This window comes from Mycolicibacterium rhodesiae, from assembly GCF_002086695.1.
Classification (GTDB): domain Bacteria; phylum Actinomycetota; class Actinomycetes; order Mycobacteriales; family Mycobacteriaceae; genus Mycobacterium; species Mycobacterium rhodesiae.
On the sequence record NZ_MVIH01000007.1, the window covers coordinates 21,503 to 35,116 of the forward strand.

Here is a 13,614-nt window from a genome sequence, read left to right on the forward strand (position 1 = left end):
CCGAGTCCGTGTTATGCGCTCTGAACTGCAGATTTAGTGCACCTAAGCGAGTGTCGTCACAGCCGGGCTAGATTGGGCGCGTGTTCACCGGAATCGTCGAAGAACTGGGTGAGATCGTCGGCAAGGATGAGCTGGCCGACTCGGCTCGGTTCGTGATCCGCGGCCCGGTCGTCACCGCCGATGCCCGCCATGGCGACTCGATCGCCGTCAACGGTGTCTGTCTGACAGTTGTCGAGGTGCTGCCCGGCGGGCAGTTCAGTGCCGACGTGATGGCCGAGACGCTCAACCGGTCCAGCCTGGCCGCGGTCGACGTCGGAAGTGCGGTGAACCTGGAACGCGCTGCGGCGGTCAACAGCCGGCTCGGCGGCCACATCGTTCAGGGCCACGTCGACGGGACCGGCCGCGTCATCTCCCGATCACCGTCCGAGCATTGGGAGATCGTGCGGATCGCGTTGCCGCCGGAGCTGTCGCGGTACGTGGTGGAGAAGGGCTCGATCACCGTCGACGGCATCTCCCTGACGGTGTCCGGCTTGGGTGACGACTGGTTCGAGGTGTCGCTGATTCCCACGACGCTGGCGCTCACCACGCTGGGTCGGGCAGCGGTCGACACGCCGGTGAATCTGGAAGTCGATGTCATCGCAAAATACGTGGAACGTTTGCTCACCGACCGCGAGCGCTGACGCCGTGGCGCGACTAATCAATTGATCAGTACGGAGCTTTGCTGCGTAATTAGACACAACTGAGGAAAAACCGCCTCTGATCTATCGAATTCGCTGATCAGAACCCATCTGATTGCGGCGCTGAAATTGTCCTTGGCGAAAATGCCGGGCGATGTTAGGTTGCGGACAGCGAATATCGCTGCGTCTCTCCCAAGCAAAGTGTGTGAGCCGCCTCACGCAAGTGTCGGCACGCCACGATCAGTCGGAGGATCGGTGAGTTCTCATAAGCGCGTCGGTCGCCACCGGAAGCGGGCGGCCCGCCACCGGAAACAGGTGGCTCGCAATCGGCAGCGCGCGGCTCGCAACGGAATCCTCGCAGCAGCGGTAGGCGTCGGGCTGGCGGTCGCGACGGGGCAGGGAGTGGCGTCGGCTGCCCCTGCTGGCGGTTCGCCGGACTCCGGATCCAAGGCCAGTTCAGCGAGTGACGCCGGAACTTCCTCGAAATCGACGCGCACAACCACTACTGCCGGGTCGGCGCGGAAGCGTCCGTCGGTCAAACAACCGTCAGCGGTTCCCAAGCCGTCGTCTGCCGCAAGCGGCGCGACCACCACAGCGACGACGACAGTTGCAACGAGCACCCCTGCGACCGGCGACCAAACAACCACCGACAGTTCGTCCACTTCGACCACCCCGACAGCGGGCGTGGTGAAAACCCCTGCGGCCGTCGAAACCGCTGCCGTCCCAGCGCGACTGGAGAAGTCCACAACGGCAGCCGTCAAACCGGCAGTCGCCGCCGCATCACCGTCAGACGCCGTCACGTCTTTCATGGCCGTTCTGAGCAGGGCAGTCAACCGGCTCGCCGGCTGGCCCGGGTTGCCGCACAACTTCGTGACGGTGACCAACTATCTGACCGACCAGACCCTCGACGCCATCGACAATCAGCTCGACGCCTTGGTCGCCACCGCGGTCCCAGGCAGTCCGGCGCGGTGGGTTCCCGATCTGGGCAGCATCTTGGGACTTTTCGTGAGGTCGGCCATCCCGAGTTACACCTTCAGCGACACCCTGAACGCCTGGGGCGACTTCCTGAACCGGATCGTGCCGCCGTTCAACATCAGCCCAGGTGCAGGCACCTTCGGCATCATCACGCAGTACAAGATCATGGGTGCCGCCGTGGTCGGCACAGCAACGGTCTTGACGGACATGCTCAACGGTGTCTACGACCCGGCACAGTGGGAAATCGATGTCATCAAGTCGACCACCGGCGCCACCGTCACCAGGGCTGACCTCACGAACTCGACCAGTCTCCAAACGAAAATCGCTGCGGCGCAGGCCGCGGCCATCGCGACGTTCGGCCTCAGCGACGGCGGCGCGTACTACGACCCAACCCGGGCCTGGAACATCACGCTGCCGACGTGGACTGCGGCCCAAGTCAATCCGTTCACCGTCGTCGCCTACGTGGCGTTGGTCGCCATGTACAAGCGGTTCCAGGAAATAGCGGCTCTGACACCGTTCACGACGAGCACGACGTACGACAGTTGGCTCTACACACTGAGTTTGGGCGGCGACAGCTCGCGCTCCGAATACGCGGCCGGCACGTTCCATGCGGTGGATCCCGACGGCAGATCGGTGGACTTCGGTACATCGCTCCTTGGCACGTTCACCTCGGCAGGTGGCGGGCTGGTCACCATCAACACCAGCGACGGTGGATTCACCTACACGAACACGCTTCCCGGTAAGGCGTTCTTCCACCGGGCAACGTCGGACAACTTGGCCGACAGATACGACACCGTGGACATCCCCGTGACGTCCGCGGACGGCGTCAAGTACACGCTGAGCTTCAAGATCCAGATCATCGACGGATCGAACAGCCCGCCGACATCGTCTCCGACGACGGGTGCCGCCGACGGCCTCGGCGTGGTGCGTGGCAGCGTCGGCGGTAGTGACTCTGACGGCGACACCTTGACGTACTCCCTGGTCGGCTCGTCGGTCAACGGGCTGAGCAACAATTCCGGCTACACCAAGAACGGCTCAGGGAACGGCGGCATCGTCACGCTGAACTCCACCACCGGCGCCTTCACTTACGTTTCTTCGGCGAATGCCGGTGCGACGCAAAGCTTCCAGGTGCAGATGACCGATGGCCACGGTGGCACCACCGTCTCTACGGTCACGGTGGCCAACACCACGACGATCACCCCGGGCAACCTCAACACCTCGACGCCGTACGTCGTGACGGGTTCGGTGCCCGTCCCGAGTGGTGATGCCGGCATCTTCACCAGCTACGCCCTTGGTGCCAGCCCGGCGAAGGGCACGGTGACGTCCTTCAATCCCACCACCGGCGCCTTCACCTACACCTCTGGCGCGGGCCGTACGACGGCGAACAGCGATGTGGTCACCGTGATCGCCACCGACGCCAGCGGCCGTACCGTCACCCTGAGTATGGCTGTCAAGCCGACGGTGACCAACACGGCCCCGACGCCCGGTGCGACCACGGTCGGGACCTCTAACCTGCAGGACAACCGCATCCTCGGTATCGGCACACTGAAGCAAACCACCACTGGCACACTGCATGCCAGCGACGCCGAGGGCGACCCTCTCACCTACACCGCGGGCACGTATACGACCGCCAATGGCGGCACGGTGGTCATCAGCGCCAACGGAACGTTCAGTTACAGCATCGACAAGGGGTATTCGTACTACCACGATGCAGCCAAGGTCGGGTCCACGGGCAACGCGGTCAATGACACCTTCACCGCGACGGTCAGCGATCCCTTCGGTGGCTCGACGACCTATACGGCGACCGTGCCGATCTACGCGGTCAACGCCGCGCCGGGTACCACCTCGGGCGGCACCCGGTGGGGCAATTACTGGACCGGGGTGGCTAATGCGAGCGACAGCGACAGCGACAGCCTGACGTACGTCGTCACCTCCACGCAGGGCACCGCGACCTACGATTCGTTCTGGCTGACCCTGGACACCAGCGGCGCCAATAGCGGCACGGTCGTCACGATCACGGTCTATGACGGCTACTACGTGGTGGCCGGTGGCGTCGTGACAGGCGTGCTGTCGAGTAACTCGAGGACCTACACGGTCGCCTGAGCGCTTCGTCGCCGACCCGCGGTGGCCAGCAGACCGCGTAGCCCCATTACCAAATCAGCACTTGCGTGTGTGCAAATTTGCTGAATTTCCTTTGCTGGGCGAACGCTCAGCGCGACACGCGAACACAACCTGAGAATATCCAGCCTAAAATCGCAGGTGAGCGGGTTCTGACCAAATTTGACTGAGACAACCTTTGGCAGAAGCCTGTAAGCAATGTTACGTTGCGGGCCAGTCAAAGTGGCGTACGTTGTCCACGCAGCAATGTGCGAGCGTCGTCACGTAGGACACGCGTCGGGAGATTTTTTGAGTTCCAAGAAGCACGCGGCTCGCCACCGGAAGCTGGCAGGGCGCCATCGCAAGCGTGCCGTCGGCAGCGGCAAGCGTGCGGCTCGCAATGGAATTCTGGCCGCCGCGGTAGGCCTGGGTCTGGCTGTGAGCGTCGGAAACGGTCTGGCCGCGGCGTCGACCGACGGCAGCTCAAATTCCGGATCCTCATCGGCGAGCAACTCCGGCAGCAACTCCGGTCACTCGTCGAACTCGACCCGTGGACCCAAGAACGCCGGCCCCGCGCGCACCCGTTCGACGGCCAAGCAGCCGACGTCGTCGGACTCCAACAGTGGCTCGTCGGTAGCCGTCCGGTCGTCGACCATGGGTCGCACCGCGTCCGCGGACAGCACCGTCGTGGCGACCACCACCACGATCACTGAGCCCGAATCGTCAACCACGACAACGACTGTCACCGACACCGTCGCCACGCCGGTGACGCCCACCGCCGCCACCGTCGACACCGCGACCGCCGCGCCGGCGCAAGACACCCCGGCCGCCGCCCCCGGGACGCCGACGCCGGGCCTCGTGCGCAAGTCGACCACCGCGAGGTCCGCCATCGCACCGTCGGCCGCCGCCTACTCCATGAACGGCGACCTGACCGCCGTCCAGGACGGCGCGGGCCCGATCACCACGCCGGCGCAGTATGACATCCAGACCACGCTCGATGCCTGGGCGGCGCAACTCGACGCGCTGATGGCGGCTCCGCTCACGTCCAACAACGGCTGGCTGAAGTTCCCCGTCACGTTCTTGAACCAGTTCTTCAAGCCGTCGATCGTGGTCGACCGGCTGTCCTACGGGCTCAACGGCCTGGCCACTCTGATGGACCAATTCGTGCCGCCGTTCAAGATGGTCGACGGCGCACCGTCCACCATTACGCAAGCATCGGTGACGGCTGCGGTCCTCGCGGGCGCCATCGTTCTGTTCAACACCTCGCAAACGGTCGACATCCAGCACTGGATAGAAGAAGCGGTGAGCCTGGCCGGTGCGTTGCAGGATATCGCTGCGAACCCGGTCATCAACGGGCTCACCGCGAACGACATGGATGGGGTCGTCGGGGCGGCGAGGGCGGCGTTCCTTGCGCCAAAAACCGTGTTGGACATGACAATCGACCTCGGGAAAGCCCCCAACCCGGTGTCGCTGGCCATGTACGTCGTCGTCGTCGCGATCTTCCGTCGCTTCGCCGACGTGGCGACCGACCACCAGCCCGTGGTGACGGACATGCAGCAGACCAGCCAGCATCTCCCCGGTGCCAGCGGAACCACGGTCTCGGGTTATGTCCAGTTCTACGACGCCGACGGCGACCCGATCACCTCGTACGGCTTCACCGAACCCAACGACAGCCGCTTCACCGTCACCGTTGTCGACGGCACCAATGGCCGGATGAACTGGACGGTGTGGGACTGGAATCCGCTGGGCCCCTCGACCCCCAAGACTCTGACGTTCACTCTGACCGTCCTCGCGCAGGGCGACGGTCAGATCAGCGTCTCGAAGCCGTACATGCCGAACGGCAACGAGACCCAGAAGACGGTCACCGTGACCGTCTACTACAACCAGGCCATCGGGACGATGACCAATACGGTCAACAGCACCTCGGGGCTCGGCGTCGTCCGCGGCGTGGTCTCATCACCGACCAACCCGGACAACCCGACCACCTACTCGCTCAACGGCGCCAGCGGGGGATCGGCGTACACCGCCAACGGCGGCATCGTCAAACTCAACTCGGCGACCGGTGCGTACGTCTACACCCCGAACCGGGCATCGAGCGCGACGACGGATTCCTTCCAGCTGACGAGCACCGACAGCTTCGGCCACACCTACACGACGAGCGTGACGGTGCCGGTGAGCTCCGCATCGCCGGTGACGACCTTCAACACCCGGACCGGCACCGTGACCGGCAGCCTGGCCATTCCCACGGGCGGCGCCGATGTCGGGCTGATGAACTACAGCCTGGGCACCGGCCCCGACCCTGCCAGGGGCGCGGTGACGGTGAATGCCGACGGCACGTTCGTCTACACCCGGTCGTCGACGGCCGGATCGCAGCCGACGACCGACTCGTTCACGATCCTGGGTACCGACAGCAGCGGGAAGACGGTGACCGTCGCTATGGTCAACGTCAACGCGACCCTGGGTAACAGCGCACCGGTAGGCACGGGTCTGACCACGGACTCTCCCGTCGGCGCGCCGACGTATAACGCGCTGGGTGGTCCTCGGGACGAGCAGCACACGACAGGCACGCTGCACGCGACGGACGCCGATGGCGATCCGGTGACGTTCGCCGCCGGCACGTACACCACTGCCCAGGGCGGGTCGGTCGCCGTCACCGCCAACGGCACGTTCACCTACGACAAGAACGTGTTCGCCCCCCTCGGTATTCACAACAGTTACTGGCATACCCATGCCGTCGATGGGGATCCTGGCGACACGTTCACCATCAATGTCACAGACAGCTACGGCGCCACCACGGCGGTGACGTACTCGGTCCCGATCGCGAAGCTCAACGCGCCGCCCACGGTGGACAGCGGAACGATCAACAACAAGACCACCTCGGGCATGGGTGTGGTCCGCGGCAACATCGCGGGTTCCGATGGCGACGGCGATGGCCTCACGTACAGCATGATCGGTGCGACGGGTGGGTCCGTCTACTCGGCCAACGGCGGCATCGTCAAGATCAATTCGAACGGTACGTTCACCTACACCCCGAAGGTCGGCGTGACGTCGGATTCCTTCCAGGTGCTGGTGAACGACGGCCATGGGGGCACCACGCAGGCGACCGTCAATCTCACTGGACTCACGACTCCGTCGCCGACGACGAATGTGAATACCGGCACCCCGGGCAAGGTCACCGGACAGCTTGGTGTCCCGGCCAGCGAAAGTGGCTTGTACACATACAGTTTGGGCACCGGACCGTCGAAGGGCGCCGTGACGGTCAATGCCGACGGCACCTACAGCTACACCCGGACGGCGGGTCTGGGTCACACGACCACGCCGAAAGATTCGTTCACCATCGTCGCGACGGAGATCGGTACCGGCAAGACGGTGACGATCGCGACGATCGCGGTTACACCGACAGTGTCCAATGTAGCGCCGGTGGGTAACGGTGTGACGACAGACTCTCCCGTTGGTGCGCCGACCTACAACGTATGGGGCGGTCCTTCCGACGAACAGCACACCACCGGCACGCTCCATGCGACGGATGCTGATGGCGATGCGGTGACGTTCACAGCTGGTACCTACGGGACCACCCAGGGCGGTTCGATCACGGTCAACGCGGACGGCACGTTCACCTACGACAACAGCAAGAGTGCGCTAGCCGGAATCCACCAAAGTTACTGGCACACCCATGCGGCCGACGGCGATCCTGGTGACACATTCACGATCAATGTCAGCGACGGCTTCGGCGGCACCACCGCAGTGACCTATGGGGTCCCGATCGCAAAGCTCAACGCGGCGCCGACGTTGAGCACGACGGTGGGTGGCAAGACCACATCGACGCTGGGTGTGGTGCGCGGCACCGTTTCCGGCGATGACGGTGACAATGACAGCCTGACCTACAGCCTGGTCGGTGCCACCGGTGGTTCGGTGTATTCGGCCAACGGCGGCATCGTCACCATGAGCGGTAACTCGTTCACCTACGTCCCGAAGGTCGGGGTGACCTCGGATACGTTCCAGGTCCAGGTCAACGACGGCCATGGCGGCACCGCGACGCAGACCATCAGCCTCGCCGGTCTGAGCACCCCGTCACCGACGACGAACATCGATACATCGGTCCTCGGTGTCGTGACCGGCAGGCTGAACGTTCCGTCGAGTGCCCCGACCAATGACGCCGGCCTCGGGCTGACGTACGGCGGCGGCGGCACCACCTCCAAGGGCAGCGTGGTGGTGAACTCTGACGGCACCTTCACCTACACACGCAACTCCGCTCTGGGGCACAGCCAGGCGCTAGCCGACACGTTCACCGTCACGGCGACCCTGGGTGGCAAGACGGTCACGATCGCGACGATCACCGTGACACCGACAATCGACAACGCCGTGCCGGTCGCCGGCACAGCGACGGTGACATCGTCGGCGCTGACGTCCTCGGGAAGCAACCGAACTCAGACCACGTCGGGCACCCTCACGGCAACCGACGCCAATGGCGACACGGTGACCTTCTCACCGGTGACAAACCAGGCCACCGCCGACGGCGGCACGATCACGATCAGCGCCAACGGCACCTACACGTACACGATCACCAAGCCTGTCTCGTACTTCCATGACGCCGCCGTCATCGGTGCCAGCGGGAGTGCGATAACGGATACGTTCACCGTGGTGGCCAACGATGGATTCAAGGGCACACCGACCCTGACGTACTCGATTTTGACCGAGAAGCAGAACGTGGTGCCGACGACAAGCAGTTCGATCAGCGGCGCCGACACTCTGGGTGTGGTGCGCGGCAGCGTCACGGGCATCGACGGCGACAGCGGCGAGACCTTCACCTACACCCTCGTCGGTGGCAGCCCCGCGAGCGGCAGCGCCGTCTCGTACATCACCACCAACGGCGGCCTCGTCATCATGACCGGCGCCAACACCTTCGCCTACGTCCCCAAGGTAGGTGTCACCTCTGATTCGTTCCAGATAAAGGTCGACGACGGCCACGGCGGCTCCGCGACCCAGACTGTCAGCCTGACCGGCCTGACCACCCCATCACCGACGACGGGCGTGGCCAAGCCGTCCAAGGGCATCCAGACCGGCACGATCAGCATCCCGGCCACCACCGACACTACCGACCTCGGACTGACCTACAGCATCGCCGGCAACGGGTCCATGGGCACCGCAACCCTGACCAACACCGGCGGTGTCTACACCTACACATACACGCGCACCGACAACGGCACCGATACGCTGTCGACAGTCACCACGGACTCGTTCACCATCCGGGCCACCGATGCCAGCGGCAAGACCGTCACTGTCGCCACGATCAACGTCGCCCCGACGAGCTACGCGAACAGCGCACCCGTTCTCGTCGTCAACGGTGTGACGGGCACCGGTACCACCGCGTCGACGACAATGTCTGCGCCAGGCTCCTATAACACGAGTACGTACACGCAGACCCTGACCGGCATCACGATCACCGCCTCCGACGCCGACGGTGACGCGCTCAAGGTCAACAACAAGTACGACGGCACCGGAACGGCGGTCGCCTTGACGGCCGGTGCCACCATCAGCACGCGCAACGGTGGCACTGTTACCGTCAACGCGAATGGCACGCTGTCGTATTCGATTACCAAGACCAGCGCTGAGGTTAAGACGTACTACCACGGCGCCGCCAAGTACGGTGCGTCCGGCGACGCGGTCGCGGACTGGTTCAACGTGATCGTCACCGACGGTAATGGCGGCACCAGCACCGTGAAGGTGACAGTGCCGATCTGGGCGATCAACAGTGCGCCAGTCATCACCTATGAGCGATACGATATCGCCACCGTTTACGGGGTCAGGGCCACCGATGCCGATACCGATAGCATCCCCAACACGGCTAATCCCGCGACTGGTAATGCAGGTTACGTCATCACCACCTCTACCGGTAGCACGCGTGACTTCACCGTCGGTAGTTTGTCCTCGGGAGGTAACATCACGCAGCTGTCGTCGGGCCCATGGCCGCACACCATCAAGGTCTACGATGGCTACTATTTCGTGGTCAATGGCGTCGTCACCGGCCAGTTGGCGTATGGCGGGATGAGATGGAACAAGAACTCGGCAGGCGTGGCGCTTGTGGTGGATCCCTTGACCGGATCGAGTTGACCTCGAACGCCACCAGGGTTTGGGTGCACGTGCACGCCGCGGCGTGCACGGCCGACGCGGGTTGATCTTATTTCCCAACGGTTTTCGCAACGCTGTCGTCGGCGTCGTTGACTCGGCCAGGCTATGCATTTCGCGTCTGGCGCAACCCCGTCCCCCTCTTGTGCAACTGGGCCGTCTGGCCCCGCGCCACCGAACAACATCCGCGGTCGCTGGAAGCCGCTCAAGATGCGCGTAAGTTACTGTCCCGCAATGATTTAGGTATACCGCTGAGCCGGGCCCGATGCCATCCCCGGGCTGCTCCGCTGCGGTCGGAACATATCTGTCGTAGGCGGTGGATGCGGCGCCGGCGAACAACTGCTGCCCACGGTGACCGTGATCTGCGGCCCGACCCCGAGCGAGACTGTCGACATTTCCTAGGCCAGAGCTGCTCGTGTTGTTCGAGGCCGAGGCCTACACCCGCACGGTGCTGTGCGCATTCGAGGACGAAATGGAGGCCGTCGTCCCACACAACTCGCCTGCGCCACAGCCGAAGGGGCGATGCCCAGAGGTACGACAGCTCGAGAGGTTCGGGGCCGCACTGTCGCGGGTCGCCTTGGTCTCGATGATGTCGGCCGCTGCGTCGGCGGTCAGCCCGCTCAGCAGCCGGCGTTGATCGTCGACCACCGGCAGCGCGGCCAGCTCGCAGTCGACCAGCGCCTAGGCGGCCTGCTCGGCGTCAATCAGGGGCGAACCCAGACCGGTTCCGCGCTGCTCAGGTCGGCGACCGGCTGGTCGGGCTGGGACTGCTCCAGGTCCTGGAATCAGGAACCAATCAGCTTGCGGTCGGCGTCGGTGACCGTGATCGTGTCCGGAATCGTGAACACGTCGGGGAGTACGTTGCGGCGACCGACTCCGCTGGCCACCGCAGCGAGTCGCGCAGAGTCCGCGGGTCCGTCCTGTCACGTACGTCACACCGCCCCGGCTGGCCTGCGGATACTTGCCGCTGAGCAGGACGGGCAATAGTTGAGCCCCCGAGGTGGTTCATACTGTCTGGTAGTACAACAGCGGAAGTGAGCGGGCAAGGATGACGAGGCTGGACACCGTCGAACGGGCGGTCGCCGATATCGCGGCCGGCAAGGCCGTCGTCGTCATCGATGACGAGGACCGCGAGAACGAGGGTGACCTGATCTTCGCCGCCGAGAAGGCGACGCCGGAGTTGGTCGCGTTCATGGTTCGCTACACCTCGGGCTACCTGTGTGTGCCGCTGTCCGGCGAGATCTGCGACAAGCTGGGCCTGCTGCCCATGTACGCGGTCAACCAAGACAAGCACGGCACGGCCTACACCGTCACTGTCGACGCCAAACATGGTGTGGGAACCGGTATTTCGGCTGCAGACCGGGCAACGACGATGCGGTTGCTTGCCGATCCGGGCAGCGTTGCGGAGGACTTCACCAAGCCCGGTCACGTCGTGCCGTTGCGCGCCAAGGACGGCGGCGTGCTGCGCCGTCCCGGCCACACCGAAGCCGCTGTCGACCTGGCCCGGTTGGCGGGTCTGCAGCCTGCGGGCGCGATCTGCGAGATCGTCAGCCAGAAGGACGACGGCTCGATGGCCCAGACCGACGAGCTGCGGGTGTTCGCCGACGAGCACGACCTGGCCCTGATCTCCATCGCCGATCTGATCGAGTGGCGGCGCAAGCACGAGAAGCACATCGAGCGCATCGCCGAGGCCCGCATCCCCACCCGTCATGGCGAGTTCCGCGCCGTCGGCTACTCCAGCATGTACGAAGAGGTGGAGCACGTCGCCCTGGTCAAGGGTGATATCAGCGGCCCGGAGAACGACGGCCACGACGTGCTGGTGCGAGTCCACTCCGAGTGCCTGACCGGTGACGTGTTCGGCTCGCGGCGCTGTGACTGCGGGCCCCAGCTGGACGCCGCGCTGGCGATGGTCGCGCGCGAGGGCCGCGGAATCGTGCTCTACATGCGCGGCCACGAGGGGCGGGGCATCGGCCTGATGCACAAGCTGCAGGCCTACCAGCTGCAGGACGCCGGCGCCGACACCGTCGACGCCAACCTCGAGCTCGGCCTGCCTGCCGACGCACGCGACTACGGGATCGGCGCGCAGATCCTCGTCGACCTCGGAGTGCGCTCGATGCGGCTGCTGACCAACAATCCGGCCAAGCGGGTCGGCCTGGACGGCTACGGGCTGCACATCATCGAGCGGGTACCGCTGCCGGTGCGTGCCAACGCCGAGAACATCCGTTACCTGATGACCAAGCGCGACCGCATGGGTCATGACCTGACCGGCCTCGACGACTACGACGAGGTCGTTCCCGGCGACATCGGCGGGGCTCTCTAGATATGAGCGGAGGCGCCGGCGTCCCGGAACTTCCGGAGATGGACGCCTCGGAGTTGTCGCTGGCGATCGTGGCCAGCACCTGGCACACGAAGATCTGCAACGCGCTGCTCGACGGTGCCCGCAAGGTGGCCGACGACTCCGGGGTCCCCAGTCCGACCGTCGTCCGCGTCCTCGGCGCCATCGAAATCCCGGTCGTCGCACAGGAACTCGCGCGTACCCATGACGCCGTCGTCGCGCTGGGTGTCGTCATCCGGGGGCAGACACCGCATTTCGACTACGTCTGCGATGCGGTCACCCAGGGCCTGACCCGGGTGTCGCTGGACGAGTCGACCCCGGTGGCCAACGGGGTGCTGACCACCAACACCGAGGAGCAGGCGCTCGACCGCGCCGGTCTGCCTGATTCGGCCGAGGACAAGGGCGCTCAGGCCGCCGCCGCCGCGTTGTCGACCGCGTTGACGCTTCGTCACCTCCGCGGGGCATGACCGACACCACCAGCCGCTGGGATGTCGTGCTGCGGCCGCGCGTGACGCCGTATGTCGCGTACGCCGCGGCGTTCGTGGTCGCGACCTCCGGGATCGTCGTCGGTTTCCTGTTGAAGATCCGCTACACCGGGGCGATCCTGCAGACCGCCGACCAGGTGGCGATGGGTGCGCTCGGGGTGATCCTGGCCGCCGCGATCCTGCTGCTGGCCACGCCGCGGCTGCGGATCGGCCCGGCCGGTCTCGGTGTGCGCAACATCCTGCTCGAGCGGGTGATCCCGTGGAGTGACGTGGTGGGGGTGTCGTTCCCGGCGGGCGCCCGCTGGGCCCGGGTCGACCTGGACGACTATGAATACACCGCGGTGCTGGCCATCCAGGCGATAGACGGCGAACGCGCGGTGCACGCGATGGACACCCTCCGGACTCAGTTGGCCCATTACCGGCCCGATCTCACGGCATCGTGAGTCTCATCACCACTTCGCCCGTTGCGCCACAATTCGGCACCTCGGTAAACCCCAGGCTCTCGTAGACCCTTCGCGCCGCGGCGTTGTCAGGCGCCATCCGCAGCGTGACGGTGCGCACTCCGCGCCTGCGGGCCCAATCCACCGCGGCGGCGACCAGCCTGCGGGCCAGCCCGCGTCCGCGTGCCGCCGGCTCGAGCCACAGGGAGTACACGTACGCCGCCTGAGCGCTCTCCTGATAGGCGGCGACCATCCCGACGAGGTTGCCGTCCAGCATCGCCACGAACTGCGCGTGGTCGCGCAGCCGCCGGCGCCAGTCGGTCGCGGTGAACCGGGCTTCGGCGAGGTATTGCTTGTCGGTCGTCCCGAACGTCTCGGTGAGCGCGCGCAGCCTCAGTTCGGCGAACTGTTCCCAGTCCGACTCGGTGAGTCGAGTGATGCGCGCTGCTGGCACGCCCACGACGGTAGTGCCTGTCGGC

10 protein-coding genes are annotated in these 13,614 nt (G+C 65.2%); 7 read left to right on the forward strand and 3 right to left on the reverse strand.

Going from position 1 to position 13,614, the window contains the following annotated elements:
* Positions 1 to 80 precede the first annotated feature (80 nt).
* Complete coding sequence (locus BST42_RS16090; protein ID WP_083120325.1) at positions 81 to 680, forward strand: riboflavin synthase; 600 nt, start codon at positions 81 to 83, stop codon at positions 678 to 680.
* Positions 681 to 940: 260 nt separating this feature from the next.
* Here BST42_RS16090 and BST42_RS29660 read toward each other — a convergent pair whose 3' ends face one another.
* Complete coding sequence (locus BST42_RS29660) at positions 941 to 1,477, reverse strand: hypothetical protein (protein ID WP_165760868.1); 537 nt, start codon at positions 1,475 to 1,477, stop codon at positions 941 to 943.
* Positions 1,478 to 1,484: 7 nt separating this feature from the next.
* Between BST42_RS29660 and BST42_RS16095 the strand changes: the two genes are divergently transcribed.
* On the forward strand, positions 1,485 to 3,755 hold the full coding sequence (locus BST42_RS16095; protein WP_165760869.1) for a beta strand repeat-containing protein: 2,271 nt from the start codon (positions 1,485 to 1,487) through the stop codon (positions 3,753 to 3,755).
* 524 nt (positions 3,756 to 4,279) lie between these two features.
* Here the strand turns inward: BST42_RS16095 and BST42_RS29090 are convergent.
* Complete coding sequence (locus BST42_RS29090; RefSeq protein ID WP_110918638.1) at positions 4,280 to 4,525, reverse strand: hypothetical protein; 246 nt, start codon at positions 4,523 to 4,525, stop codon at positions 4,280 to 4,282.
* Here BST42_RS29090 and BST42_RS16100 point away from each other — a divergent pair.
* The 5 genes from BST42_RS16100 (at position 4,515) to BST42_RS16120 (ending at position 13,138) form a co-directional block, all read left to right on the forward strand.
* Positions 4,515 to 9,860 carry a beta strand repeat-containing protein gene (locus tag BST42_RS16100; protein WP_110918639.1) on the forward strand — a complete coding sequence of 1,782 codons (5,346 nt, stop codon included), beginning with the start codon at positions 4,515 to 4,517 and terminating at the stop codon, positions 9,858 to 9,860. The genes BST42_RS29090 and BST42_RS16100 overlap by 11 nt on opposite strands.
* A 430-nt stretch (positions 9,861 to 10,290) precedes the next feature.
* Positions 10,291 to 10,512 carry a hypothetical protein gene (locus BST42_RS16105; RefSeq protein ID WP_083120328.1) on the forward strand — a complete coding sequence of 74 codons (222 nt, stop codon included), beginning with the start codon at positions 10,291 to 10,293 and terminating at the stop codon, positions 10,510 to 10,512.
* 411 nt (positions 10,513 to 10,923) lie between these two features.
* A complete protein-coding gene (locus BST42_RS16110) occupies positions 10,924 to 12,195 on the forward strand; it encodes a bifunctional 3,4-dihydroxy-2-butanone-4-phosphate synthase/GTP cyclohydrolase II (protein WP_083120329.1) in 1,272 nt (423 codons plus the stop codon).
* A 2-nt stretch (positions 12,196 to 12,197) separates the two neighbouring features.
* Positions 12,198 to 12,677, forward strand: a complete 480-nt coding sequence (ribH, locus tag BST42_RS16115; RefSeq protein WP_083120330.1) for a 6,7-dimethyl-8-ribityllumazine synthase — start codon at positions 12,198 to 12,200, stop codon at positions 12,675 to 12,677.
* Entirely contained in the window at positions 12,674 to 13,138 is a 465-nt protein-coding gene (locus BST42_RS16120) for a PH domain-containing protein (RefSeq protein ID WP_083120331.1), read from the forward strand. Before ribH ends, BST42_RS16120 begins: the two co-directional genes overlap by 4 nt.
* On the opposite strand, the gene BST42_RS16125 is transcribed toward BST42_RS16120, so the two are convergent.
* On the reverse strand, positions 13,125 to 13,589 hold the full coding sequence (locus BST42_RS16125; RefSeq protein WP_083120513.1) for a GNAT family N-acetyltransferase: 465 nt from the start codon (positions 13,587 to 13,589) through the stop codon (positions 13,125 to 13,127). The two genes, BST42_RS16120 and BST42_RS16125, sit on opposite strands and share 14 nt — an antisense overlap.
* Between the last annotated feature and the right edge of the window lie 25 nt (positions 13,590 to 13,614).

Coding starts and splice junctions, on each gene's coding strand:
- BST42_RS16095 (WP_165760869.1), top strand. CDS start 1,485: ATGGCCGTTCTGAGCAGGGCAGTCAACCGGCTCGCCGGCTGGCCCGGG.
- BST42_RS16110 (WP_083120329.1), top strand. CDS start 10,924: ATGACGAGGCTGGACACCGTCGAACGGGCGGTCGCCGATATCGCGGCC.
- ribH (WP_083120330.1), top strand. CDS start 12,198: ATGAGCGGAGGCGCCGGCGTCCCGGAACTTCCGGAGATGGACGCCTCG.
- BST42_RS16120 (WP_083120331.1), top strand. CDS start 12,674: ATGACCGACACCACCAGCCGCTGGGATGTCGTGCTGCGGCCGCGCGTG.